Consider the following 26,703-nt stretch of genomic DNA (forward strand, 5'->3'; position numbering starts at 1 on the left):
GCCTTTCAGAGCTGTGATCAAGCCTATGCTTTCACATCGCTGAATGAGGGGATGCTCGAGAATTGCTTGCTCCTTAACCTTCTACGGTCGTCCGAAGACTCATCTGAACAGGACCTTGTCCGCTGTTACCGGCAAGTCGCGTACCCGCACACCGGTAGCATCGTAGATAGCATTGACAACAGCGGCTGCTGCCCCGACGATCCCGATCTCGCCGGCGCCCCGCGATCCCATCGGGTTGACGTGTGCGTCAGTCTCGTCGAGCCAGAAGGCTTCGATGTCTTGCACATCCGCGTTTGTGCTGATGTGGTAGCTCGCCAAGTCGTGAGTCATCACGTGGCCGAACCTGTTGTCCCGGAAGCTTTCCTCGTGCAACGCCATCGACAATCCCATCGTCATTCCTCCGATGAGCTGTGAGCGAAGCGTTTTTGCATTGATTGCGCGTCCGATCGAGAATGCACCGAGCATCCGGGGGATCCTGATCTCGCCGGTCTCGCGATGTACGCGCGCTTCCACGAAATGAGCACCGAATGAATGCATGGAGTAAACGTCCTCGTCCGGATTCTCCGGCGTCTCAGTTGTCGTCTCCACGCCGGCAAGGGGAGTGGCGCTGTGTTCCGCGCGGAACTGACGGGCAGCCGCGACGATAGTAGAGCCCCACGACGAGATACCGGCGGAGCCACCGGCAACTGTGGCGAAAGGGAATGTGGTGTCGCCGATTTGGAGCCGAACTTCCTCTATGTGGCATTCGAGAGCATCGGCGGCGATCTGAGTCAGAGCGGTCCAGGTTCCCGTGCCAATGTCGGCCGCCCCGATCTGAACAGTGTAAATTCGATCGGCTCCGAAGACGATGCGCGCTTTCGAACCGGGGTTCGTCATTGCCGGATAGGTTGCCGCTGCCATGCCGGTACCCACCATCCAGTTGCCGTCCGGACTGAGACCACCACGCACCGGACGTCGTCCATCACCCCGACTCCGATCTTTCCACCCGAATCTCTCCGCGCCTGCGTACATGCAGTCGATCAAATTCCGCCCTGACCAAGATTTTCCGCTCTCCGGATCCACTTCGGGTTCGTTCCGAACACGAAGTTCGATCGGGTCGAGGCCACAAGCTACGGCAAGCTCGTCCATCGCTACCTCGACCGCATACATACCCGGAGTCTCGCCCGGGGCACGCATCCAGAACGGGACTGCAACATCGAGGGCTGCAACCCGGTGAGAGGTAGAGCGATTAGGTGTGGCGTACATGATCCGGGTGGCAACAGCAGTCTGTTCCGCGTATTCTTTGATCTTCGACGTTTGCTCGATTACGTCGTGGGACATCGCCGTCAGAAGACCGTGGGAGTTCGCACCGAGGCGCAGGTGCTGAATGGTGGATGTGCGGTATCCGACGATCGCGAACATCTGCTGCCGCGTGAGCGCGAACTTGACAGGTCGCCCCGCCGTCCTGCGGGCAGCAAGAATCGCTAATACGTTGTGCGCGTGAGGTGATCCCTTCGAACCGAACCCTCCGCCGACATGTGGCGCCACGACTCGCATCTGCTCGAGTTCGAGCCCGAACATGGGCGCCAGGGTCTCGCGAACGACATGAACGCCCTGAGTAGAGTCGTACAGGGTGACGCACGCCCGCCCACCCTCGGCGTCGTCCTCCCAGATTGCAATGCAGGCGTGCGGTTCCATCGGATTGTTGTGTTCGAGTGGAGTGGTGTAGGTCTGATCTATCGTCACATCCGCAGCCACGAATGCCGACTCGACATCGCCGTCGGTCGTGTCGGTCGCGAATCCGTTGACGTCCTCCGGGGCGTAGAGGTCGTCGCGATCGGCTCGTAGCTCACAATCATGAGGGAGTTCGTCGTACTCGACTTGTACCAACCCGGCTGCATGACGGGCTGTCTCGGGTGTTTCGGCAATCACAGCACCGATGAATTGTCCGCGAAAGTGGACGGCTGGGTCCTGGAGTACGGACAGCTCTCGGTCTTCGGTATCCGCCAAGCGTGGGGCATCGAAAACGGTGATCACGGCGACGACACCCTGAAGTTCCTCTGCCAGTTCCGTTTTCATGCTGACAACGCGGCCACGCGCAACCGTCGCCTGGACGGCGTGCAGGTAGGTGGGATTCTCCACGGGATGTTCGAACGCGTAGAGCGCCGTCCCCGTGACCTTCGCGGACCCGTCGAGACGCTCCATCGGATTTCCCAGGTAGCCCGGTTCGATCATCCTCATCACGTCGGCCCTCCGGTGGTGAGTGACCTCAGCACCGAAACCATGACGCCGCGTGTCAGGGGAATCTTGAAAGCATTGCCCGACTGTGGGTTCGCGTTCGCCAACTCGGCATCTGCGGCTTGCACGAACACTTCCTCGGTAGGCGGGGATCCCAGCAAGACCTCTTCCGCCTTGTACGCGCGCCAGGGGCGGTGCGCCACGCCTCCGATGGCGATTCGGGCGCCCGCGACAATACCGTTTTCGAGTTCGACCTCAGCGGCAACCGAAACCAGAGCGAAAGCGAAGGAGGCGCGATCGCGTGTCTTGACGTACGTCGACAGCGCCGCCGGTGCAGGCACGGGCAGCTCCACTGCAACGATCAACTGGTCGGGTTTCAGAACTGTGTCATGTTCCGGTGAATCTCCAGGGAGACGGTAGAATTCGTTGACAGGAATGTTGTGCTCGCCACGGCGGTCCCTTACGACGACCACGGCGTCCAACGCAGCCAGCGCGACCGCCATGTCGGACGGGTGCACGGCGATGCATTTGTCGGAAGCCCCCAGGATTGCGTGGTAGCGCACGTAGCCGCCGACGGCGGAGCAACCAGATCCGGGTTCCCGCTTGTTGCACGGAGTTGTCACGTCCTGGAAGTAGACGCAGCGGGTAGCTTGCATCAGATTGCCGGCTGTTGTCGCGGCATTACGAAGCTGCCCTGAAGCTCCGGCCAGGAGAGCGCGAGCAAGCACCGCGTATCGGCGGCGGATGACGGGGTGGGCTGCGAGATCGCTGTTTCGAACTGTCGCGCCGATGCGGACTCCTCCATCCGGGAGCATCTCCACTCCGGCGAGGGGCAGCCGACTTACATCGATCACCATGCGCGGGTTGGTCACGCCGAGTTTCATACGGTCGACCAGATTCGTACCGCCTCCGAGAAAGGCGGCGCCGGGGTTTTCAGTCACCAGGGCCAACGCGCCGTCGACATCCTCGGCGCGTCGGTACTCGAACGGCATCACGACTGCACTACCTGTCGAATCGCTGCGACGATGTTGCCGTACGCAGCACAGCGACAGAGATTCCCGCTCATGCGTTCTCGAATCTCGGCGTCGTCCAGATCCGGGTCAGCATCGAGGTCCTCCGTGACATGACTGGGGTGCCCGGCCTTCACCTCGTCGAGCATCCCCACTGCCGAGCACACCTGTCCCGGGGTGCAGTACCCGCACTGGAGCGCATCCTGGTCGAGAAAGGCTTGTTGTACGGCATGCAGACCGTCGTGGCCCGCCAAACCGTTTGCCGTGGTGATCTGTGCGCCGTCCTGTGCCACTGCGAACGTCAAACACGTAACAGCGCGCCGCCCGTCGAGGAGGATCGTGCACGATCCGCACTGCCCGTGGTCACAACCCTTCTTCGGGGACGTCACGCCGAGGCGATCCCGCAGCGCGTCGAGCAGCGTGGTTCGAGTGTCGACCGTCAGGGTGTGGCTGCTGCCGTCTACCATCAACGTGATCTCAGCATCGATTCGCGAAGACTCCATGACGAGCACCTACCCAGCTCCGGATTACTCAAACGGGTAGCGTCACGATCTGACGAGGCGGCGTTTGCAAGATCGCGACTAGATCGCACTCGTACACACCGCCGCTACAGCGACCTCACCCGCTTCGGCAGTATCGCGGTCTCCCCCATCTGGGACATGTGCTACTTCGTCAGATTGGGGAGGTGGGTTCGATCGGCGGTGGGGGCTGACCACGCGGGCCCGCCCCTCCAGGAGGGGCCGATCGTTAGATTCTTTTCTTCGAAATGTCGGAGTGCGGGCGGGTTACCGGCTCATGCTGCGCGTCCGATCTGCAGATTGAGCCAGTCCGAGATCCACTGGATCGCGTTGCGGCCAGCGTTGTCGACGACGAGAGAGTTGTAGTTCTGGTGTGCCCCGGAGGCGAAGAAGGACGCTGCGTCGAGCCCCTCCGCTATCAAGGATGCAAGGTCGTTGGCGCCTTGTGCACTGGCCATGGCGGTCAACGAATTAGCCAGTGCTGAGAGTTCCAGATTCTGTGTCTGAGCGGAATTGGTGGTCGCGGCCGTCGAGGCTTGCTTGCCGAGCAATGTCGGATCAGTCTTCGTAGCTTTGCCGGCGAGCATGTTGACCGCGACCGTAGCGAGTTCGAGTCCGACTGGGACGAGTCCGGTCATGGCGGCTCCGGCCCCGAGCGGGTCGGGGAGCTGTCCTGGCGGTGGGAGCAGCTTCTCGACTGCGGCCCAAGCGATTTCCTGCACCCGGCCGACGAGGTTTGCCAGGTTGATGATGTCGACTCCTCCCAGGATCGACGCGACGAGCGCCGCGACCTTTGAGTAGCCGGACGGATCCGGGATTGCCGACAGAATCTGTGAGACCCATTTCAGATCGATACCCGCGGCCATCTTCACCAATGGGGAGAACTGGTTGTTCAGATCCCCTGCGACCTTGTGGGCACCGTGGGCGTCGAGCGCGGCGACCTTCTGCGGAAGAAGGTTCAGGTTCGCCAGGATCGCAGGCATATCCAGGGAGGTGAAGGCGGTGGCGACGCCCAGGACTTGGTTGACGACCACTGTGGGTTTGAGTAAGGAGAGGACTCCGGAGGCAGATCCGAGGACGTCACTCGGTGTCGTGGCGAGCGGGGCGATCTGACTGTCGAGGGTGCCAGCAGCGGTCGACAGGGAGGTCAGGTCCGGAGATGAAGCCGGCAGCGTCGTGGAGCCCTTGCTGGCGAGCGTGCTCGCGGTGTCGGCGATCGCGGTCACTGTCGAGAGCGCACTGCTGAGATCAGATTCTCCGGCCTTGTCTAGAACGTGGCCGGCATTATTTTCGGCTGTTCCGGCGGGAGCTGCAGCGAGCTGCCCGTTCGCCGCAGGATTGGCGGCACCGGAGCCGAGTAGTTCCGCGAGCGGACTGATGGTGTTCGCCAGAGTTGTCGCGCTGGAGGCGACCTTCTCGAGGTCGACTGTGCCGTCCGTCTTCGAGAGTTCACTGGTCAGATTGCCAGTGGCTGTGGCGAGGCTGGGAAGGTCGGCTTGGGAGAAATCCGACGCCAGCGCGGTGGCCAGGTGTGAATTGTCGCCTACCTGGCCGTCAACTCCAGCACTCGGAGCTTTGGTGAGCACCGAACCCAGCGATCCGAGCAGCGGGCTCGAACCTTTTTGGATCGAGCAGTAGAGGTCTTTCGGATCGCAGATCGACGCGACCCGGCCCGAGAGCTTCCCCATGCCCTGCGGCCGCGGATCGGCGATCCCCTTTCCTGACGGCTTCGGGCCGATGACTGCTTCGCCGTTCGTTCCGGAACCGGGATCGGCGAGAAGCCCGACCGCGAGGACTTGCTCTGCCTTGAGGGGGCCGGAGCCGTTGCCGATTTCAGAGGCAAGATCACCTGCGATGTCCGCGCCCTGGGAATAGCCGGTGATGGTGAATTTGGTGTCGGAGCATTTCGTTGCGATCTCGGAGATCACGTCCTTCGCCCTCGCCAAACCATCAGATTTGCTGTCTGCGTATGTTTTTCCGTTGTCGAAGGCTCGGGCCATGTACGGCAGAGTGTGGAGCTGTGCCGCGCTACCGTTCGTGTCCGCGATGCTGTGGGCGATCGGTTTGAGCATACCGACCGGGATCGAGGGATCGGCGTCTTCTGCGGTTTCCCAGGTTCCGGGGATGAACAGGTTGAAAGTCTTCGAGCATCCGTTTGATTGGGCGGACGCGATGCCCGGCGACATCAAAGCGATGGAGGCTGCGACGACTGTTGCCGTCATCAGCATGCATACCGGACGGTGGATGGTCGAACCTAGGAACGGCATGAGAACCTTTCTCTACCAGGGAACACGATGTACCTGTCCGCGCGCGGACTGGTCTGAAGCGCCCGATTTCAGGTGAGGGCCGTCATGGTGCTGGACGGATCGACTCCGATCAATGCGCCCTGTGAAGAACTCAGCTGCGCGAGGGCCGGTGATCCCGTGTCTAGTGCGCATCCACGCCCGAGGCGCCGTTCCTGCGAGCTGAGGTGTCCAGTGGGGCATGTCCGGTGGGCGTTCCCAGCAGCGCTGGGTAAAGATGGATGGGTGAATGCTCCAGCCGAACTGCCCGCCGACTACGCCCAGCTTCTCGATCATCTCAAGTCGCACGTTCGGCAAGCGCGAGTGCGCGCCACCCGAATCGTCAACACCGAACTGCTCAGCCTCTATTGGGACATAGGGAACGCAATCGTGCAGCGTCAGGAGGCCGAGGGCTGGGGTTCAAAGGTGATCGACAGGCTCGCCGTCGATCTTCGATCAGCCTTTCCCGACATGCGTGGGTTATCGCGGACCAATCTGAAGTACATGCGGCAGATGGCGAGCATCTGGGGTCGCGATGCAATTGGCCAACAACCTGTTGGCCAATTGCCGTGGGGTCATGTGACGGTATTGCTCGACAAACTCGATAACCGGTCCGACCGCGACTGGTATGCATCGGCCGCTGCTGAACACGGGTGGTCGCGCAATGTACTGCAAAATCAGATCAACAGCGGTTTACGGCGCAGGATCGGTGCGGCACCGTCGAATTTTCAGGACCATCTTCCGGCCGAGGATTCCGATCTCGCTCAACAGTTGGTGCGTGACCCGTACGTCTTCGATTTTCTCGACATCACCGAACGCGTCGCAGAGCGGGAACTGGAGTCCGCGCTGATGCGACGTCTGGAGCAGTTCCTCCTCGAACTGGGACACGGGTTCGCTTTTGTCGGGCGCCAATACCATTTCGAGGTCGGTAATCAGGATTTCTACATCGACCTGTTGTTCTTCAACTGGGTGCAAGCGAGGTTCGTCGTCGTCGAGTTGAAGGTAGGCAGGTTCGAGCCGGAGTATGTCGGAAAGCTCGGCTTCTATGTTTCGTGGATCGACGACAACCTCCGCAACAAGGACATCCACGCACCGACTGTGGGAATCTTGCTCTGCGCGGGCCGCAACGACAACGTCGTCCGGTATTCACTTGCCGGAACAACTGCACCCCTCGCCGTAGCCGACTACACCTATGAGACTCTCCCCTCCCAGGTTCGCGCTCTCGTTCCCACCGACGACGAGATCGCCGCAGCTGTGGAAGCCACGGTCTCCGAACTCGACTCCCAACTGCCCGTCAAACCTGACAACTCCGGCTGAGAGGCGCCATTCGATTCCGAAGCTGGCCGAAATATCCTCTAGTGCCGAGATCGATATCGGTGTTTCGCACAAGGGTCTGCGAACGCGATGCCTGGACCTGCCCGGTGCGTCGAGGGGCAGGGCAGTTCTATGTCCAGTCGATGTGGACGGATTCGATGGAATCGAAGTGAAATCCGAAAGTGTCGCCGTACTGGTCGAATCCCTTGTTTTCGGGGTAGTCCATCGTGGCGTGACGTTCGAGGATCGCAACCACCCGGGCATGATCATCGTTGGCCAAAGCCATGGCGAGTTCCCGTGTTTCGTCGAGACTGAAGGGGCTGTCGGAGTTCGCGAAGTCGAGGGTACGCACTCGGTAGTCGTAACCTTCTTCGGAGCCGTTGCGGACGGACACTCCCCCACGGACTCGGATGGTGGCCTTTTTGGGTTGTCCGTCGGGTCGCAGGACGCCGGCGCGGTCCATGATGTCGCGGGCTTTGACGTTCTTGAGCTTCTTTTTCGCGTCAGCGCGCAGTTCGTTCGTTTCGCCGGAGCGGTAGCGAGAGACCGCTGATCGTGAACGGCCGATTTTCTTTGCGACAGCATCGATTCCGCCGAGGCGTTCGATGGCTGCTCGCCGTTGGGCGCGTTCGGTGACGTCGGGGTGTGGGATTCGTCCTTGCTGCGCCCAGCGGCGCAGTGTTCGGTCAGAGGGGGGCTTTCTTCCGGCGTCGATAGCTGCTTGCCGTAGGCCTTCTTTGCCGATTTCGGTACGGATCTGGCGTACGGAGACTTTGCTGGTGAGTCCGGCCAATCCCCCGCTTTTGACTGATTTCGATTTTTCGACACCACTGGTCGCTGCTGTCGAGACAGATACGTTGAGGCCGTCCAAGCCGACAGTTTTCTGTGCAGGTTTGGTTGATCGCGGTTTCGGAAGATGCAGGGCCACTATATGTTTCCTTCATCTTCGTCGGTGAACGCAGCTTTGAGTGCGAGGTTGATCTCGTGGGTGTCGCGTGCGTCGGTCAGCATGACAGTGATGTCCTCGTTGAGCGGGGCGTGCTTTTCCAGAGTCATTTTCCCGAGTGCGTCACTATCGTCTGCGATATCGATGCCCGGGGGCAGGGGGTAGACCCAGGAGTCGGTGACGGTGCGCAGTGGCCATCGGCCGGTTTCGCGCGCGATGCGCATCGCGACGCGGCGGCCTCGCCAGCGGCAGTGTGCGATGATCGCTGCTCGCCAGAGCGGTTGGTGGTGGTGTTGCATTTGTTTGGCGGTCCACATGTCGGGGTTGACCATTCGGCCGATGTAGCCCTTGTAGCAGGCGCCGATGAACCGTTTCATTGCTGTGTCGCCGGTGTCGACGGCAACTTTGCGGGCTTCTCTCAAGATTTTCGCCCACTTGTCGAGGGCCCGACCTTGTTCGGGGTAGACCCATGCTTCGGTGATGTCGAGGTCGTCGAGTTCTGCGCCGATTCCGCCATCTGCGATGGAGGTTTGCAGTGCGTCGAGGCTGACGGTGGTGATCCACGTTTGCACAGGTTGGTCGGCGAGCATGTGTGGGTGAGGCAACGGTAGAGCGGGTGGCAGTGCCAGCATGTCACCGGGTGGGAGGGTTACATGCCAGAGTCCGAACGGGGTTTTCGATTGCCGCGCAGCGTCGAGCGCGTTCTCGCCGCGAAGATGCCGAGGTTTTCCGTAGCCGAATTCGAGCATGCCAGCGGAAGCGAGGTATGCCGCTCGTTGGTCTATCGATACCAGTTGTGTTGCGTCGGAGAGTTCTTCGCTGCCCGGGATGCGGGTCCATCCGACTGCAGGTTCGAGATCTCCGCGGGGTTCGCCGTCCAGTGGTGGGACGGGTCCACCGACGGTGACGACGATTCCTTTACCGCTGCGGGTGCGGTCGCGTTTGATCTTGTCGACGATGGCGGCGCCGGTGCGTGCTGGGGTGGGGCCGGGTAGTACGCCGAGGTGTTGTGCGCACCAGGCGAGTCGGCGTCCCAGTTCCTGTGCAGCTGGCAGGTCGTCGTCGGGGAGGTAGGTTCCGGCGGTGGGTGATCCGAGGATCCCCATGTCTCCCACTCGATTGCCCCATCCGAAGTCCTTGTTCCAGTAGGTCCATACGTAGGGTTCGATGAAAATGTCGACCATGGACGTGAAGTTCCCGGTGGTGCGGGAGAGGTGAACGACGTGGCCGGGTTCTCCGCGGAGTTCCCATCCTGCGGTCAGCATCGGGGTCAGCGTGGCGTGGAGGATAGCTGTGAGTTCTTCGGCCGCGCGTGTGCGGAGGATTTCCATGTCGTCGACGTCGTCTTCGCTGCCTGGGTCGATGATCCATCCGAGCATTTCGCAGGCTTCGATTCCGACGATCCAGATCTGTGCCGGTGCGCCCAGCGGGGTGAGCGTTGCCCATCTGATGAGTTTGTCGAGTTTTTCGATGGAATCGACTGGGCCGGTGAGTGTATGGCCGGATGGTGTATAGGTGCCGGCTGCTGTGACAACGACGGCGTGGCCGTCTGCTGCCTCGCTGGCGGGAGGTAGGGCGGTGGGTTCGGTTGCGTCCCGTTCGGACGCCGGGGTGGGTTCGGGTTCCACGTCTTTGGAGCGCTTGTCCGGAGGGTCGACGATATCGTCGATGGCTGGGATCTCAGCGGCGTCGGAACTCGTTTCGAGAGAAGCGATGTCGTCAACGTCGAACAGTGCAGGCTGGTCTGGCTCGGGAATTTTGTCCGAACGGGTAGCGGATTCTGGTATTTCGAGCTCGAATAGCGCGAACTGCTCCCTTTTCCTCAGCGCCATGCTGCATCCTTTCCGTTCACTGTCGTCCTCATTCGAGATCGAATGCGGCGCGCACGGCTATGGACAGTGATTCTTCTTGTGCTGGCAGAAGATAACCGATGACGTTGCCGAGTGCACTGACGGGAATGGTGGTGATGTGATCGCAACTGACCACCGCGTCGGCGGATAGTCCGTTCGCGGCACTGACGGACACCTCAGTGGACAGTCCTCGGATCTCGTCGGTGATGGGCGCTACCGTGACGGTCCCGAGGTGTGGACGGACCACCTGTCGGGTGAGTACGAGGACCGGGCGGACTGTGTCGAGGTCGGCTTCGTGAATTGGTCGCATCAGCTCAGGCCTGTTGACTGCGGATTGGCGGCGTGGTGAGCGAGAGAACTCAGGTCATGTTCGGATGTGGCGTTCGCGAGAATCTCCGCGTCACGTGCGGCGATCTGTCGGCGACGCTCGCGTTCGAGAGCGCGCAACACTACCGAGGCTCGCGAGGTGGCGCGCTGTTCTCTGATTTCGTCGTCGAGAAATGCCACGATCTCGTCCGGTAGTCGTACCGCGATCTGCGTGCTCATATGTCTATGGTACCGAAGTGGGATTCGTTTTGGTACCGCGATCGTGTGCGAGTTGAGGAACCGATCATTTCAACGGGAGGCAAGAGTCGATGAAGTGCTCAGAGGCCCTAGTGCGGCACCCCTTCCCACGGTCCCGTCGATGGTCACGTCTTCACGTCGGCGCGGCGCGGATCGCTATTGCTGAAAGATTCGGCGTGAGACAAAGCCTTCGAGGATTCGACGCTCGATGCCTGGCACGTTGTGGCCCCTCTCGACGACGCGACTGCCTCGCTAGCGTCGAGGAATTAGCAGTACACCGTGTACACGGTTGGCGACGTCACCGCGAGGATTGAGTTCGGCCCCCTCCCCCACCCACGATCTCGCCAGCGCGAACTACATATCTGAGATCAGATACGCGTTCACTAAATCGTCAATCCGCGACGTGAAATCTCCAGGGTCGCCGAGCACCTGTATGACTTGAATCGCACCGATGAATCCCGCGCACAGATTCTCAGCCAGGCGCTGGGCGGCGGAGGCGGGGAGCTGTCCGTCTGCGATCGCGGTATCGACGACTCGGCTGACGAGTTCCACCCACTTGCGGAATGCGGGTCGGGCAGTATCGAGACCTGCTTCTGTGGTGAGCCTGAGGCCTGCTCGGGCCAGGTCATCGTCAGCGATTAGCGCCGCCGAACCGCTAAAGAATGCAGCCAACTGCTCGATCGCCGGTATTGCTGATTCGTCGGTTGATTGTCGGGTTTGGCGGAGCGCGGTCAACCAGTGGTTGATGAGTTCTCGCGCGATCGCTTCCTTGGAGTCGAAGTGGAAGTACACCGCTCCTTTCGTGGAGGCAGCCTCCGCGATGATGTCGTTCAACGAGGTGGCGGCATACCCATCGATTGAGAAGGAGCGTGCAGCTGCCTTGAGGATCTTTGCCTTCGTGTCGTGCGCTCGTTGTTGTCGGGGTCGTTGGCGTTGGTCGGGTGGAACGATCAGATGGAGTCGGTCGTCTGGGTCAGTCAATGCGGGTTCCTTACCTGCAGTCGGTGGGGATTTCGCGGGCGCCGTCCCCCTCCATGATGGCGTGTTTCCTGCCCCTTGGAGACTGTGGCATTGCTGAGTTGCGGCGCTAGTCACGCTGTAGGGACGAGTTGGTCGGCGAACTGGGCGTCGGAGGCTCGCACGTCGATGAGCGGGGGATTCTCGAAGCCGGCCGCTCGGGCCGCGGTGTCGAATTTTTCGTACCGGCGCCACGACGTCGATGTTGCAACAGGAGGGTTGGATGTCTGAGCGATCATCTCCCAGGTGAGAGTTGGGTCTGCGAGCTTGCGTCGTGCGGTGTCCTTGACAGCGTCGGGTAGGCCCGATGTGGCAATGAACCATTCCAGTTCGGCGTGCGCCTCGTCGTTCGACGATTCCGGATCGACTGAGGAGCTCGTCTGTTCGGAGGGGCTCGAATGCGGAGCGCTTTCCGGCGCGTGATGCGTTTCCACGATGCCCAGAGAAGGCTGGAATCCCTCAGCTGTTTCGTTGCGCATGACGCGTCTTTGCGTAGCGACAATGCCCACGCCTGCAGCGGCATTGTCGATCTCGATCTTGTAGTCGGAATACGCGATACCCGTTGCTTTGATCAGGATCCCCAGTCCATGGGTGAAGGCGAGTACCAGCACCGGCGGAATGATCGCGATCATGGCAGCAACAGCAGGGTCGAGAGGCATGTAGCCGATACTCTGACCTGCCGCAACGGCCTGTTGCGCACCCGTTGCAGAGTGGAACGCATGGTAGGCGTTCCCAAGGATGCTGATCGCGACCACTGCAACAGCCACGGCAACGTAGAAGTACTTGTCGCGCCGATGCATCTTCAGTTTGCTCAGAATGACGATGGCTACGGTTGATCCGAAGATTGCACTGTCAACGATGACGGGAAAGATCCATGCGAGGTTTTCGGGGATGGTTCCTTGGCGCGCGAGGTCCCGCTGGACCGCGAAGGAGAGGACGAATGCGCCTGCGGTGATCCCGATCGCGATGAAAATCGCGATGAGAAGTGCGGCGATCAGTGCTCCAAGCTGGATCCGCGCGGCGCGCAGACTAAAATCACGCATGATCGGGTTTTCCTTCCTACAAGGGGTGTTCTCGGTCTGGAGTCCCGCTGGTTGCCGCCGGCGGGACTCCTCTGGTTTCGGAAGATTTCTTCTGGTTGCACTCCTTGCGTTTCGTCCGTTTTGCGCGCGGTGAAGGTTGACAGCGATTTCTAACGGTCGTATCCGATAGTCGACTGATGCTTTTTGCGTCGCACTCAGAACACGTCGGGGATGTCGTTCCAGCGGCGTGCCTGTTGATCTCAGAGGGACGTGGGGTGGTCTGCAATTTTGCGTGAGAATTGCGTGACTGCAGCGAATTGTTCACGCAATTTGCTCCAGGGTTTGCGCTGCCAAGGCTTCCAAGTTCTACAGAACGGACTGTCAGCAGATGAGAGGTACATGGCATTGCACGCCCCAGCAAGGACTCCCACTCCGGGCGGGTTCGCATGTGCCCGCCCCCGCCGGCTGACCACTCGAAATACTGAAGTCTGTGGAATGCTTCTCGGGTGCAAACCCATTCAGCGGGCGCGCTAAGCGCCGGTGCGTAGGTCTTCCCGCCGAAGTACAAGATGCCCTTGCCCGTGACGGAAATTCACAACCAGGACAATCCTTGGAGTGCATGCACGCAGTGCATGCCGTGCACGCAGTGTCCTACAGTCCTCTGGCCTTCAAGTATTCGTCCAGCGCAGCCTCGGTCATCGACGCCTCGCTGATTTCGCGATCGCCTGTCTCGTACCGCAACTTGTCGACACCGCGCCGGAGGCGATCCTTGGTGGAAGGTTTGATGCGCGTGTTGTGGGTCATCGACAGCTTCTCTTCCTCGTCCTTGCGGCCGCTGAGGTCCACTGAAGGCGACGATGGCGCAGGTGCAGGTGTCGCAGGGGTCGTGTCTCCCCTAGGCGGACGTTCCGGGATGAGTTCAGCCGGGTGAGTCTTACGAATGGCAGGTTCCCGCTTCACGCTCATGCCGGTGCTCCGATCACGATGGGCAACTCAGCGAGCAAGTCGCTGTATGCAAGTTGCAGTGTCAAAGCCTTTCCGCCCTTGAACTGGTGAATCGGAGTGCGATTCGAATGCGCATCCTGACGAGCCGCGAGTTCCGGGATCGACGTCTTGGCGACGAGAGCTCCGTACGTCTCCCGTAACTCGCTCTCTCGGAACTCATGTTCGCCAGTGGAGCGTTTACGACTGATCACGATCTTGTCGAACGCCAGCTTGGGGTTTGCGCGTTTACGAACGGTGTCGATCGTCTCTTCGAGCTTCTGAACACCACCGACGCTGTCGATTGTGGGTTCGGTGATCGCGACAACGCCATCTGCTGCGATGAGAACCGCGAACAGCACCTTGCCCATATTGGGAGGGCAGTCGAACAGCACGGCGTCATACGGAGAAAGGTCGAGCCCTTCGAACGCAACGTCTAGGCGAAACACCAGGTCGTTCGACCCATCCGATTCGATTTTTCCGAGTTCTTCGTCCGCTGGAATGAGGTCGACGCCATCCCATGGAGTAGCAATGATCGCCTCCGCTGCAATGCCTTCCCTGGTCTGGTTCATGAGGTGGTAGGCCGTCATCATGCCCTCTTCGAGCGTGACGCCGAGGCCGCCGGTCGTATTGCCCTGCTGGTCCATATCGACGACGAGTACTTTTCCGCCGACCGCGGTGATGGCGCTGGCAAGCCCGAGCGTGGAGGCCGTCTTGCCTACGCCACCCTTCTGGTTGCCGAGTGCGATTTTGCGTGGCTGCATTGCGGACCTTTCATCGAGGGCGTTGACGCTTGCGGGGCGTGCATTGCGTGTAAATCACGCAATGCATGCAATAGGGGCATTGCTTGCCGTGTGCGCAGTCCACGCCGTACGTGGATCGCATGCAGACTGTGCGTCACATGCAATCTGAGCACCGCATGCATTGCATGCTGTAGCTGCTCTGCCCGCTAGACACGCACACTGTGCATTACGTGCGCGCGTAGCATAACACGCATGTAATGCATGTCGTTCAAGCCTTGCACTCTGTGCGTGTCGTGCATTTCGTGCATGCTTTGCATTACGCGCAAACCATGCTCGCAATGCGATTCCTGCAAGCATTGCGCGTAATGCTTGCGTTGCTAGACACGCTCGTATTGCAATACACGCTTGCATAACGTGCAACGCATTCCCTGCATTGTTTGCAACCCTCGCACTCTTCGCTCGGCGTGCACTGCGTGACATGCGTGCGCTCGTCGCAATGCACTCATAGCACGCATTTCACGCAGTGAATGCTCATCACGCATTGCATGCATGCAGTGCGTACGGCGTTGTGCATGGAGAACTCGCAGCGCATGCATCGCGTGGTCTGCATGGTTTGCACGTGCTGCATGTATTGCATGCACTGCATGCGCCCGCAAAAGTGCTGTTCACAGCACTAACTGGTCTCGAACGAATCAAGAAATTCGCCACGAAGATCAGACATCGAGGCAAAGGTTCGACCGGCCGAGAGCAGATTGACTGTCGTGATCGCCCGATCCCGACATGTCGCAGGCCCCGAATCGAACCAGGAGGCAGATAGTTCGCAGCGAGATTGTCGAGGAGATCGATCTGAAACTCCTGGAATGCCAACTGGCTCGAGGCCCGAGATCAGGGGGATTCGACCATTCCGGTTTGGACAGCACGGATTGTTCAGAAGTCGCCGAGCGACCATATTCAGCCAGTTCGTACCCAGGGCATCATTTCGAGGCCGGCGGGAACGGGCTGCCACTTCAGAAAATCTCTGATACTGCCCCGCGGCGGTAGGTCGACAGATGCACATGCTGTCAGTCGAAGCCAGAACATATTTCATCTCATCGGGCTCGGAAGGCCGAGACCCGCACGAGGGCACACAATGAACCGCGAGACGTGCACTGAAAGTGGCTTCCGGCACGCGGCGAGGAGGGGCGAACGACCACACTGAATCCCCATTTTGGTTGGGCGGAGGGACACCTAAGTTTATTGAGAGTTGCAACTACAGCAGATTTCATTGGCCAAATGGCGTGTTCACCTGACTCGCGAAGAATGTTTTCCGAGACATCCCAGGTACCTCCGGACCCGTGCACAATCGAAATTTCCGCGCGAAATGCGCGTCGAGTGTGTGACTCCGGAGGTACAAGGCAAACGACATACCGAGGTCCGAATGGGGCCGAGGTTCGGTCGACGTGTGGGCATCAAAGCGAATCCAAGCAGGCATGGAGTTATCGTCACAGTGACGAAATCAGGTTAGGGGATACGGTGGGGATGATCAGCACTGTGAGGGCCGATTTCACTGCTTCACGAGCAGAATTTTCGCATGCGGGCACTCGCACCCAGCGTCGCGCAGTTCGGTACAACCAAACACGCGTGTCCATTCGACCGGGTGGGGGAGTGGCGGCGATCAAGACCTAAGTCAAGTGTCTGTGAGAATCCCGTGCAGGACGCCTACTCTGCCGTGTCGGCGGATACGAACGTCACAAGGTGGCCGACGGTTGCCCGCAACAGTAGTGCCTTACATGCAATGCATGCCTTGCAACGCACGCATTGCGTGTATGGCACGCGCGATCAGAATGCCTCGCAACGCGTGCGTCACATGCAGTGATCGCAAGGCCATTCTTCCGCGCAAAATAGCCTCTACCTGAGAAAATCAAATTTCAGGATCAGACGCACCGCAGCATTGCGGGACGCACGACAGGGCGACACGTCCTCAGGCGTGCGAACGTGTCGGCATCCGGGACGGCAGTTTTCGACGTGACTATGCGCCCCGACGGCCACTATTCAATGGTTTGGGCGGGTTCAGTCCTTCGAAAGCGGGGGTCGAGTGCAATGCATAGACCCAAATACCGTCCTCCTGATTCTCAGTGCACGATCAACCACCTCACGCGTATTCAGACCAGGGCAAGCAGGGCTTTATCCAAGCGCAATCCTTCTCGCCAGCACTCGTTGCCCACCATGCGGCGCGATTCTGGACGTGCACTGCAGCCTTGGATTGGACGGCCTCAATGCTGAAGTTTGCTCAGGTGCGCACGAATGCTGGCGAGACTCCTCGCGCGGTGGTCCGGGTCCGCTGCCATTTTCGTGCGGTGTACGTGTGAGTTTTCGAGTAGTTGTTGTTCCCTCTTTCTCGCCAGGTCGGCTGACCTACGCTGTTCGCTGGGGGATTCTCTCGTCCAGTCGATGCCGTCGAGCCTTCGTCTGAGGTAGCCCAACGGCGAACCCAGGCTTGATCTCGTTGGCCAGATCCACCCCCGGTCTGCTGTGTCACGGGAGAGCGTCAGTGCGATGTCACGGCCGGTCCACCGAGTCGTATCGATTTTGACATCGCGGAGAAGATCGCAGATCACCCCGATATGTCCGGGTGGTCTGAGGGCCGGAGCATGGTTGACGAGTTCAGCCGCAGTCCTTTGAAGTGCCAGAGGCCGCGGTGTCCGAGCGCTGCTTCGTTTTTTCGATGTCGGCCGAGTTCGCGCGTGTACGCGTTGGTGAGTTCTTCCTAACGGAAGAACTTCAGAAGATAAAAAACCAACACTAGATAGGGTGTCAGCTCCTATCGACCCTGGTCGACCGGTGTGGGGCGGGTTGACTCGGTTGAGGCCGTCCCCCCGAGAGCTCCGAACCCTGCGGCGGGGAGCCCTCTCAGAGGCACGAGACGGCCGTGTCTTGGCGACCTTTCGAGGTGGTGTCGTTGCTACGACTGTTCGAGGAGAAGACAGTGACCATGTCGATGCAGCGCGGTGCTGTTGACCCCCGTGGTGGGCCTCAGCAGCGAGAAATTCCAGGGTTTTGAGGTTTCGCCCCCGGACGTGTTCGATGCCCATTCCAAGAGCGATGAGCACTCTCCTGGCGCGGTTGACCGAGGATTCGCTGACTTTGGCCCGGGCAGCGATTGTTGACTTGGCTGCGCAGACCCCGCGGCCTGTGTGGGATTCGGCGAAATGTGCGTGAGCTTGTGCCACGAGGTAAGCCTTGTCGGGCCTGATCAGGTTGCGCGCGCACAATGCCTTGCCGGCCGGAGTGGTGGTGTGGTGCCGGAACTGGCGGAGCCATTCCCTGCGTGACGTCCAGACCGGAACGCGTGCTTGTTCTTTTGGTTCGACGGGGAGGGACCAAGAGCGCCCACGCTGGTCAGTGCGCTCGTTGAGTTGTCGTGCGGCGGCTTCGATACGAGCCACACGTGCGAGCGCGTCGTCGACTGCTGCTTGCCATTCGTCGACTTCTGTCGATTGAGGGACAGCGGATTGGGTGCCGATGCGCGACACGCCGACGGTTGGTGATATGGAATGAGTTGGGGTGTATTCAGGGTATGCGCTACCCTGAGACATACCTGCCATAGGTAAGTCCCTTCCAGGGGATGCAGTACGAGCAGAGAAAGCGCCAACTTTCGAAGCTCACCTCTCGAGAATGTTTCGAGAACGGATGTCGGAGAACCTGCCAGTTCTCAGTCGACGTCAAGGACCTGCCAGTCCTATTTCGCCGCGATGCGGTCCGCTCCCAATCACCCCCTTCGGGGGCCTTTGTACTTTTCAAGAGGTCTGCGCTGTTTAGTTAGGTATCGGGGTACTTCGCTCGCTGCCGGCTAGGGGCGCCCTCCCTCTCTGCGGATCCGCTGTACGCGCGTTGCGGCCGCGGTCGTTCGAGAGGTCTGTTCGATCCGGCGGCCGCACATCGGTACCGCTATGGGTAGGGTGCTGGCCTGCTCGGAGGGGACATTCGGTACGCAGAAGTGTGATCCTGGCGTCGCGAAAGCTGAAATGTGATCTGGACGTGCCAGAAATGACACCGAGAACACGTCCGCGGGTATGGCGGAATTGCGTTTCTGCGATATCATCGAGTAAGCACCGCCTCTTCCTTTCGAGGTAGTGGTGGTCACCGCCTCTTCCTTCTCTGGGTTAGTGGTGGTCAGGAAGCTGGGAAGCTTCCACAACCGCATAAACGGACAGCCCCCGATGCCGCCAAGCCCTGGGGGTTGTTCGCTGTCTAGGGATAGTTCATGCGCCGACCGCAAGCTGCTCGATGCGACGCAACGATCCGGCCGCTTCGACTTCGAGAAGTCTTAGCTGCTCCGGATGCAGCTTGTCGCTGATGTAGTCCGGTATGTCCAGTCCGTGTGTGATGGCCAGTATGAGCACGGAGTAGTCCCCAGCAGGGATTCCGAGTTCGGCGGCCCGATCCTCGTACACCTTGTGCTGCTTGAGGGGAGCACGAGTCGCGATGTGTCCGCGAGGTCCCTTGTTGTGCTGTGCCATGAGGAAAGACTAGAACCAATCTGTAACTGATACGGGTAGGCGCGCTTGTTCGGTGTGTCGCGTGTGGTTGATGTTGCCATGGAGTTCTGTGGGATTTTTCGGCGGCCCGCGTCACGGGCCGCCGCCGGCCCGTCCAGCGACGAGCCCGATGGGGTGTTACTAAGGCTTCACCGAAGGCGGATCCTGGGTGTGTCGGCGCCGGCTCGTTCGAAGGCGTTCTCGTGTCGGAGTCGGTTCGAAACTTGAGGAGCGGATGGAGATGCTTAGCGCTCATGCTCTGAAATGCCGGGTGCAATCATGTGTGATTGAACGAGGGGGAGGGGTGGGGCAGCCCACGCGTGAGCTGCTGCCTCCGCAGCGCACTGTCGTGTGACGAGGAGAGGAACTTGTGGACAGTGGACGGGGGGGAGGGGGGGAGGGTCATCGGAAGGATCCGGAAAGGAAAACTCGATGTGGCCTCTTGTCGAATGCGTCTCGAACGGGGAGAACTTTACGTTTCGTGTTCGCGGGCGAGTCGTGACGGGACTTCGGTTGGCGCGAGGTTCATCTGCGTGCAATGCCGCGGTTAATGCTCTTCATCGCAGTTACGCAAAGGATTTCGTTCGGCAGGTGGGGCAGCAAAGTCGCGTGTTGTTCGACTTCCGCCAGTGCAATGTTCGGGTCGACATATCGGGAGAGAAGTGCACTTGCGTTCGAACGGGTGCTGTGTGTTTCGTCAACATGTGTTCCTCGGGGTCAATGGCTCCACAGTGCCAAGAGTTCGGCCCGAAGGCTGGGGGAGCGAACATAGTGGTTAGACCTCAGTTGTGCGCTGGGATGCCCAACGTCGGCGAGACGCTTTTCGACGTCCGCAGCAGGAAGCGGCACTAGATCGTTGCGAACGCGGAGAAAGCAGTGAAATTGGCTGGGGGAGAGGGGCATTCTTTCCTGATTGGATATCACGGCAGCGGGTGGCAGTAGCAATTCGTCATCCATGGAGACGCGAATGACGACGTCCCCGCGTGCAATGCTGCATGGCTTTTCGATTGTGAGCGTTTCGAGTCGGTATCTCGCTGTCGGATCGACCGAAAGCTCCTTCATTGAAGGCTTTTTCACAGGTGGGGTGCGCGTGTGAGGATGGCTCTCGTGGCGCCTGATGAATACTCTGTTGGTCGGAGTTGGAAGAAAGTCGTTGTCGAGGTTCTGAATTCGTCCTGCGATGCCGGGGATGGGTACGGCTCGCCCGGTTGCCCATTCGCGTTCAGCGTTGTCGATGAATGTCTGGTCTACGGTGGTGGTTTCGTCGATGTTGTTGATGAATGCGCGACTGTCGGCGACCACTTGAGGGTCATCGGAAATGATGACCGCCTCATGGGAGAATATGGAGTTTTCGGAAGCATTCGCCGAGCCGATTACAGCTCGTTGGTTCGTCACGATGACCTTGGCGTGCAATGCTGACGACGAGAGGATGCGAACGCCCTTGCTGAGGTAGTGCGAAAGAACGACAGGTGAAGTGGCGTGGGCGCGGATCGCCGCGGTTGAAGCATTGACGACCAGAAGGTCTCCACTGCGAAGTGGAAGTAGTTCAGGCGCAAGGTGTCCAAGGTAGGGGACAGCGGCATAGCGTGGGCCTCGCGTGCGGATTGCGCGAGTGATGTGTGGCCACGGGTTCGGTCCGTGGAAGCTGGTCCCCATAACCTAGAACGGTAGCGCGAATCGGGCCCGATTTATGGCGCCTGAGTGAAGTTGCTGTTGTTCTGCGTCACCTCCGAAGCAGAAGCATCGTCCGGATGTCTGTCGTGGAGGTAGTGGAACGGTGTGGCGATCACCCCCGCGGGGCCAGGCGATGTGATTTTCCAGTGCTACTGCAACGCTGTCGATTCGGCGTGCGAATCCGATACGGGACAGTGGCAGTAGTAGGGCGGACGTGCCGGGGAAGGCGTCTGCCGCCCGTTCGAACAGCGCCCTGCACAGTTCACCGGGAAACTCTCCGCCTGAGCGATCCCGCCGAGGTAGGGTGGGCGTGGTGGCTCGTGATGGCGCTCGAAAAAGGAACGTGCAGAGAGCTTCTCAAGCTTGCAGTGGAGGTCGATTGGCGTGGTCTTCATGAGCTGGTGAACCCATGCGTTGCGTCGGGAAGCCGGTTTGTTTGCTTGAGGTTGAGGTTCGCCTACTGCTCTCGGGTCGTCGCTCGTCCCGAGTTCAGGTGAGGTGGCGGCTGGGAGGCGTCAGCGTGGCTTCGACGCCCCATCAGGTAAAAGGCGATAGTGGCCGGCGTGATGGTTGCGAGCGCAACGTAGGACATGGCACTGACTGGAGACGGTGCGGGGAAGAAGATTCCGTTGAGATAGATCCATGAGGTTGCGACGGCACCGGCGATCAGTGCTGCGATTGTCACGGCGGTGGCTGCGCGCTCGCGGAAGAGGAGCCCCTCGCTGCGGCTGGAGCTACAGTCGCCGAATCTCCACAATCTGCGATTGCGGCCAGCCCGCTAATCGTCATCAGTCTCCTGAACTACGAGATCGCCAAAGATGTCGTTACAGAAGCAGATTCGATTGCCGGAAAAATCATCGTCAACACCGCAACCGGTACGCCGGAGGAAGCGAACCAGTTCGCCGAGTGGATCGCAGGGCGAGGCGCTCGGTACCTCGACGGAGCCATAGCTGCATACCCGGAGGACATCGGAACCGAAAGTTCAGGGATCAACTATTCCGGAGACGAGGACGTGTGGGAGGACGTCCAGAGCCTTCTGACACCCATCGCCGCCCAATCACGATATGTCGGAGCCCGTCCCGGTGCCGCCAACGTGATCGACGCGGCCATGGCAGGCGCATTCTTCAACGTCGCGCTCGGTGCCTTCCACGAAGCAGCAGCGTACGTGCGGTCCGAGGACGTCGCGATCGCGGAGATGCGCCACAGTTTGCACCTGTGGACCGACAAACTTCTCGAACTCCTTCACGAAGCACTCAAAGCGTTCGAATCCGGAGAGTACGAGACCGATCAGGCAACCTTGAACGTATACGCAGCCGCAGTAGAAGCCTGGCAACAATCGATGCAGCGAGCAGGCCAACGCGCCGCTCTGATGACGGCGAATCTCGACAACTTGCAACGTGCATGCGCAGCCGGGCACGGGGACAAGGGCATCTTCGCCCAAATCGAAACACTCTCCGCCAACCCTCAATCCGCAATCTAAGGAGACATCAATGACAACCATGGCCAATCACCTCACCGCCCTGCCCTCGACAACAACAGTCGACGAGATCGTCGACGTGATCCACCGCGACGGCGGTGTCATCGTCGAAGATTTCCTCGACACCCCCCAGCTCGACGAGCTGCGCGCCCAACTTGGCCCCGTCCTTGAAAGCACCGGCTACGGAGAAGAGGGACTGTAAGAACAACGGTGTAACTCTGAAAGGAGATACGCCACTATGACTGACGTGATTGAACGTGAGACAGAGACGAACTCGGCTCAGCCGGGTATCAGCGATGCGCGGCTCAAAGAGCTGGTCGAGCAGGCGCGAGCCGAAGGGCTGCAGTTGACCGGAGATGGTGGATTGCTGTCGAAGCTGACCAAGCTAGTCGTGGAGTCCGCGCTCGAAGGCGAGATGGACGACCACCTCGGATACGGCAAGAGCGACCCGGCAGGCAGGGGCAGCGGCAACTCCCGCAACGGCAGACGAGCCAAGAACGTGTTGACCGAGGCCGGCCCGGTCGAACTCGAGGTGCCCCGTGACCGGGATTCCTCCTTCGAGCCGAAGATCGTGGCCAAGCGGCAGCGTCGGCTCTCAGGCGTGGAGGACATGGTGATCTCATTGTCGGCCAAGGGTTTGACGACCGGTGAGATCGCTGCACACCTGGCCGAGGTGTACGGAGCTGATGTGTCCAAGCAGACGATCTCGACGATCACCGAGCGGGTGATGGAAGGCATGGCCGAGTGGCAGAACCGGCCGTTGGATCCTGTGTACCCGGTGTTGTTCATCGACTGCATCCACGTCAAGATCCGCGAGGGCAACGTCGCTAACCGGCCGATCTACGTCGCGATGGGGGTGACTGTCGACGGCACCCGCGACATCCTCGGATTGTGGGTCGGTGAGCACGGCGACGGGGAGGGAGCGAAGTACTGGCTTCGGGTGTTGTCCGAGCTGAAAAACCGTGGTGTGCAGGATGTTCTGATCGTCGTGTGCGATGGTCTCAAGCATCTACCCGACTCGATCGAGCAAGTGTGGCCACAGACCATCGTGCAGACTTGTGTGGTCCATCTTCTCCGTAACACCTACGCCTATGCCTCCCGCAAGGACTGGTCCGAGATCGCCAAGGACCTCAAACCCGTCTACACGGCTCCGTCGGAGCAGGCCGCGCTCGACCGATTCGCAGAGTTCAGTGACAAATGGGAGAAACGCTATCCCGCGATCATCAGGCTCTGGACTAACGCCTGGGCTGAGTTCGTGCCGTTCCTACAATTCGACAACGCCATCCGGCAGGTCATTTACACGACCAACGCCATCGAGAGTGTCAACGCTCGAATCCGCAGGGCTGTCAAGGCCCGTGGACACTTTCCGACCGAGGCCGCGGCCTTGAAATGCGTGTATCTGGCCATCATGAGCCTCGATCCCAAAGGCACCGCCCGCAGGCGCTGGTCCAACCGATGGAAGGCAGCACTGAATGCCTTCGAGATAACGTTCGACGGACGGCTGTCTGCCGGACGAAAGTAGTTAGAAACCAATCAATTACACCGTTTTCTGGACAGACCCGGAGAAGACGAATTCTTCGCCGGAACCCAAACGCGAAGAGCAGGAGGGCTGTTCGGTCGGATCGACCTCATGCCCGAGATCGCGCTCCACCCGCTCTACTACGGGGCCGCCAAGAAGATCCTTCAGGTGCCCCTGTCCGTCTGGGTCGGAGACGACCAGATCGAAATCACGCCTGATATCCAGATCGGTGTCACTCAGGCAATCGAAATCCACCCAGGGCAGGGTGCCCAGCGTCTCCATCGAGACGACACGAGCTTTCTGTGGCGCCACCCCGACTACGGACGCGAGGGCCGACTGCAGATCATGGTGGCGGTCAGCGATTTCACAGCAGAAAACGGCGGCACCCTCGTCATACCCGGAAGCCATCGGTGGGACGACCAACGAGGCCCGAAACAAGCCGAAGCGGCGCCGACCGTAATGCGGGCCGGTGCTGCCCTCATCTGGACCGGTTCTACGTACCACGGCGGTGGTAACAACTCGTCCGAGGCGCCACGGACCGGCTTGACGATGGCATTCGACCTCGCCTGCTTACGTCAGGAAGAGAACCAATACCTGTCAATCCCGCGTGAAAAACTGCTTGATCTTTCCGAAGAGGTACAGCGACTGCTCGGCTGGGGGTCCGGAGCGAACCTGATGGGTTACGTCGAACGGGGCGGTCAGATGATCGACGCACACGTTCTCCTCGAAAACGGCGCCGTCGAACTCCCGACTGCCCGCTGAACTCTAGAACCTGCACGGTTGTCACCCGCAACCCAACTCGCTCAGTAGTTTCTGGGGTTCGAATCGAGAAATAGCCCGTAGCGTGACCGTCTGCGTGCCATCCGTAAACCTACTGGTGGTCAAGCAGATACGGGAAGACTGGTGGAAATCGCTGGACTGGCCGGGCGCGAGGAGGGCCATTATTGGCAGCAAAGTGATGGGTCTCCACGAGTGGTTCGGCGATTTTTTGCGGGATCCGGCTCCCGCAAACGAGTTCGGGTGTAGCAGTCGTCCGCTGGACGCCTGTACCCCTCACCGCTGGTGAACCCTCCCTTTTTTGGTTGCCGGTCTGGCGGGCCCCGCCATGGGTTTGGTGGTGGTGTGTTCGGGCATTCGTGAGTTGTTGACAAGTGGAGATCGGGGTTTTGCCGTTTTTCGTCGTGTGCCGTCACGGTCTCGTGGGAGTGCGTGTGAGGTGTGGGATGGATGTCGTACGAAGCGCTGCTGTCGGTGATGGGTGGTTTCCTCCGCTCGATGCGGCTGCCGAAGCGTTGCAGGATCTGTATCGGGTGTTGAATCCGGCCGGTCACATCGAGAAGTATCTGAACCGGTTGTGTGAGCATGCGGTGGAGTTGATCGAGGATGCGGACATGGCGGGGGTGACGGTTCTCGATGAGGAGGGTGCTGCGTCGACGGCGGCGCGCACGTCCCGTGAGGTCGTCATGGTGGACGAGCTGCAGTATCGGTCGTGGGCGGGTCCGTGTATCGAGGCCGCGGAGAGCGAGCAGATCGTGGTGGCGGACCGCACGACTGCCAGTGAGCGGTGGCCGGGTCTGGCGTCCGAGGCCCGGCGATTCGGGGTGCAGAGTTTCCTGTCGATTCCGTTGCCTGCGCTCGAGCCCGGGGTGCGTGCGGGTGCGGTCAACGTGTACGGCAGCCGTGCGGACGGGTTCGCCCGTTCTGAGGTGGCGTTGATGAATTTGTTCACCACTGCCGCTGGGTATGCGATCGGCAGTACCGAACGCTACCGGGGTGCCCGGCAGTTGGCTCTGCAGCTCGAGCGTGCTCTCGATTCGCGGGCGGTGATCGATCAGGCGAAGGGGGTGTTGATGGCGGTGCACGGTGTCGATGCGGATGCGGCGTTCGCGATGCTGGTCGAGAGATCCCAACGCACCAACACGAAACTGCGGGCGGTGGCAGAGGATCTGCTGGCGAGTGTGCGCATCACCTAGAGATGACGAGGCCCCGCGAACGCGGCGATGGTGAGCTCTCCCGCCTATCGACGGCACGCCGCTTCGTGCCGTCGCAGCGTCCTGACCGGTCGATCGGAAGCTCTAGCTCTATGTGCGTTCGTCATCGGCTGAAATGATCATCTGACGTGCAACGTCCAGTAAATCCCTGGACTCACGACGTGCTGAAGCCTGGAGTTCGGAAAGCGCGGTCTCGGGGTCTGTATCTCGGCGGATCATCAAGATTCCGACTGCTCGTTCGATGTCGGCACGTGAGGCGATTCCTCGGCGCAGGGCGTTGGCGGCACGTTCGAGTCGATGGTCTGTTGCGATGGCATCGAGCCCCGCTCCCAGATATTCGGCGATGACGACGACGAGATCACGGTCCCGGTCCGTCTCTGCCACCGCTGAATGCGAGTACAGGTTCAGCGACCCGACCGGCACGTCGTAGTTGAACAGTGGTACCGCGAGAAAACCTTCCAATCCGGCGTTGCGCGCAGCAATACCGAGAGTGGGCCACCGTGTACCTAACTGCTCGACCGACATTCGGACCGACCGACCCGTACGCGATGCTGACAGGCAGGGTCCGTCACCGAGAAGATATTGCGTGCGATCGAATTCTTCTACACGTTCATCGGTAGGGGCGACGGTGAACGGTTCGCTGTCCAGGGATGCCGTGACACCGGCGTGATCAACACCGACAACCAGATCGACGGCGGCAATCGTGCATCGAATCATCAACTCCACGACTCGATCCGGGGAATCAGCCGGTATCGAGAGAGATTGTTCGAGGCGATCGATGAGTCGCGGCTCGCGACCCTGTGCTCGTACGAAGGCGGCCGACGGTCGCGCGCGCGGATGAGAACTGTCGAAGTTCATGATTTCTTGCCCGATCCGCGCGGTGGAAGTGGTCCACCAACGAAAAGTGGCACCGACGCGGCCGACTCGGCCGCGCGCCTGAGAAGTACCTCTATTCGGTAATCTCGACTTTACGCCGGATCGGAGTGACCAGGCGCCGTGTGTGTCCCGTGAAGGCGACTGAGGAGGTGCGTCCTGTGAATGCAGATCCGAGAGGAAGTCAG

Annotated in this window: 22 protein-coding genes and 1 pseudogene; 7 read left to right on the forward strand and 16 right to left on the reverse strand. The window is 60.2% G+C overall.

Translation table 11 applies throughout. The features are described from left to right. Positions 1-99: 99 nt before the first annotated feature. From BH682_RS33210 to BH682_RS33225, 4 genes are all read right to left on the reverse strand, one after another. Complete coding sequence (locus BH682_RS33210; protein WP_075836253.1) at positions 100-2,220, reverse strand: xanthine dehydrogenase family protein molybdopterin-binding subunit; 2,121 nt, start codon at positions 2,218-2,220, stop codon at positions 100-102. Continuing rightward, complete coding sequence (locus BH682_RS33215) at positions 2,220-3,212, reverse strand: FAD binding domain-containing protein (protein WP_191908629.1); 993 nt, start codon at positions 3,210-3,212, stop codon at positions 2,220-2,222. Before BH682_RS33215 ends, BH682_RS33210 begins: the two co-directional genes overlap by 1 nt. Then, on the reverse strand, positions 3,209-3,715 hold the full coding sequence (locus tag BH682_RS33220) for a 2Fe-2S iron-sulfur cluster-binding protein (protein ID WP_029256721.1): 507 nt from the start codon (positions 3,713-3,715) through the stop codon (positions 3,209-3,211). Before BH682_RS33220 ends, BH682_RS33215 begins: the two co-directional genes overlap by 4 nt. 305 nt (positions 3,716-4,020) lie before the next feature. After that, positions 4,021-5,973 carry a cutinase family protein gene (locus BH682_RS33225; RefSeq protein ID WP_232354280.1) on the reverse strand — a complete coding sequence of 651 codons (1,953 nt, stop codon included), beginning with the start codon at positions 5,971-5,973 and terminating at the stop codon, positions 4,021-4,023. A 300-nt stretch (positions 5,974-6,273) separates the two neighbouring features. Here BH682_RS33225 and BH682_RS33230 point away from each other — a divergent pair, with 300 nt between their 5' ends. Continuing rightward, complete coding sequence (locus BH682_RS33230; RefSeq protein ID WP_075835789.1) at positions 6,274-7,344, forward strand: PDDEXK nuclease domain-containing protein; 1,071 nt, start codon at positions 6,274-6,276, stop codon at positions 7,342-7,344. Between the two features lie 127 nt (positions 7,345-7,471). Here the strand turns inward: BH682_RS33230 and BH682_RS33235 are convergent, their stop codons facing one another. From BH682_RS33235 to BH682_RS33290, 11 genes are all read right to left on the reverse strand, one after another. Then, complete coding sequence (locus BH682_RS33235) at positions 7,472-8,269, reverse strand: hypothetical protein (protein WP_064688352.1); 798 nt, start codon at positions 8,267-8,269, stop codon at positions 7,472-7,474. Further along, positions 8,269-10,119: a hypothetical protein gene (locus BH682_RS33240; protein ID WP_075836257.1), complete on the reverse strand. Its 1,851-nt coding sequence runs from the start codon at positions 10,117-10,119 to the stop codon at positions 8,269-8,271. Before BH682_RS33240 ends, BH682_RS33235 begins: the two co-directional genes overlap by 1 nt. Before the next feature lie 28 nt (positions 10,120-10,147). Beyond that, positions 10,148-10,447 carry a type II toxin-antitoxin system PemK/MazF family toxin gene (locus BH682_RS33245; RefSeq protein WP_064444974.1) on the reverse strand — a complete coding sequence of 100 codons (300 nt, stop codon included), beginning with the start codon at positions 10,445-10,447 and terminating at the stop codon, positions 10,148-10,150. Beyond that, positions 10,447-10,683, reverse strand: a complete 237-nt coding sequence (locus BH682_RS33250; RefSeq protein ID WP_042445813.1) for a YlcI/YnfO family protein — start codon at positions 10,681-10,683, stop codon at positions 10,447-10,449. The genes BH682_RS33245 and BH682_RS33250 overlap by 1 nt, the downstream gene beginning before the upstream one ends. Before the next feature lie 372 nt (positions 10,684-11,055). After that, entirely contained in the window at positions 11,056-11,796 is a 741-nt protein-coding gene (locus tag BH682_RS37155; RefSeq protein ID WP_082920770.1) for a TetR/AcrR family transcriptional regulator, read from the reverse strand. Further along, the gene (locus BH682_RS33260; protein WP_064444976.1) at positions 11,793-12,761 is read right to left on the reverse strand and encodes a DUF2637 domain-containing protein; all 969 of its coding nucleotides are present in this window, start codon (positions 12,759-12,761) and stop codon (positions 11,793-11,795) included. Before BH682_RS33260 ends, BH682_RS37155 begins: the two co-directional genes overlap by 4 nt. Positions 12,762-13,391: 630 nt before the next feature. Continuing rightward, positions 13,392-13,586, reverse strand: coding sequence for a hypothetical protein (locus BH682_RS36940; RefSeq protein ID WP_232354273.1), 195 nt, complete (start codon positions 13,584-13,586; stop codon positions 13,392-13,394). A 116-nt stretch (positions 13,587-13,702) separates the two neighbouring features. Further along, positions 13,703-14,485: a ParA family protein gene (locus BH682_RS33270; protein ID WP_029256883.1), complete on the reverse strand. Its 783-nt coding sequence runs from the start codon at positions 14,483-14,485 to the stop codon at positions 13,703-13,705. A 4,220-nt stretch (positions 14,486-18,705) separates the two neighbouring features. Further along, entirely contained in the window at positions 18,706-18,963 is a 258-nt protein-coding gene (locus tag BH682_RS33280; RefSeq protein WP_029256882.1) for a hypothetical protein, read from the reverse strand. Between the two features lie 735 nt (positions 18,964-19,698). Continuing rightward, complete coding sequence (locus tag BH682_RS33285) at positions 19,699-20,637, reverse strand: phospholipase D family protein (protein ID WP_064444978.1); 939 nt, start codon at positions 20,635-20,637, stop codon at positions 19,699-19,701. 475 nt (positions 20,638-21,112) lie between these two features. Further along, positions 21,113-21,340, reverse strand: a complete 228-nt coding sequence (locus BH682_RS33290) for a hypothetical protein (protein WP_190287610.1) — start codon at positions 21,338-21,340, stop codon at positions 21,113-21,115. A 78-nt stretch (positions 21,341-21,418) separates the two neighbouring features. Here BH682_RS33290 and BH682_RS36945 point away from each other — a divergent pair. The 6 genes and pseudogenes from BH682_RS36945 to BH682_RS33315 form a co-directional block, all read left to right on the forward strand. Further along, positions 21,419-21,667, forward strand: a pseudogene (locus BH682_RS36945) (NAD(P)-dependent oxidoreductase); the annotation flags it as partial. Continuing rightward, on the forward strand, positions 21,668-22,135 hold the full coding sequence (locus tag BH682_RS36950; RefSeq protein WP_232330094.1) for an imine reductase family protein: 468 nt from the start codon (positions 21,668-21,670) through the stop codon (positions 22,133-22,135). A 10-nt stretch (positions 22,136-22,145) separates the two neighbouring features. Beyond that, a complete protein-coding gene (locus tag BH682_RS33300; RefSeq protein WP_190287609.1) occupies positions 22,146-22,334 on the forward strand; it encodes a hypothetical protein in 189 nt (62 codons plus the stop codon). 36 nt (positions 22,335-22,370) lie between these two features. Further along, positions 22,371-23,654 carry an IS256 family transposase gene (locus BH682_RS33305; protein ID WP_075832375.1) on the forward strand — a complete coding sequence of 428 codons (1,284 nt, stop codon included), beginning with the start codon at positions 22,371-22,373 and terminating at the stop codon, positions 23,652-23,654. Positions 23,655-23,681: 27 nt separating this feature from the next. Further along, positions 23,682-24,413, forward strand: coding sequence for a phytanoyl-CoA dioxygenase family protein (locus tag BH682_RS33310; protein ID WP_075836263.1), 732 nt, complete (start codon positions 23,682-23,684; stop codon positions 24,411-24,413). 461 nt (positions 24,414-24,874) lie between these two features. Next, the gene (locus tag BH682_RS33315; protein WP_075836265.1) at positions 24,875-25,624 is read left to right on the forward strand and encodes a GAF and ANTAR domain-containing protein; all 750 of its coding nucleotides are present in this window, start codon (positions 24,875-24,877) and stop codon (positions 25,622-25,624) included. 108 nt (positions 25,625-25,732) lie between these two features. Here the strand turns inward: BH682_RS33315 and BH682_RS33320 are convergent, their stop codons facing one another. Beyond that, positions 25,733-26,500: a GAF and ANTAR domain-containing protein gene (locus BH682_RS33320; protein WP_075836267.1), complete on the reverse strand. Its 768-nt coding sequence runs from the start codon at positions 26,498-26,500 to the stop codon at positions 25,733-25,735. Positions 26,501-26,703 lie beyond the last annotated feature (203 nt).

This window comes from Rhodococcus sp. YL-1 (genome assembly GCF_001942025.1).
Classification (GTDB): Bacteria; Actinomycetota; Actinomycetes; order Mycobacteriales; family Mycobacteriaceae; genus Rhodococcus_F; species Rhodococcus_F qingshengii.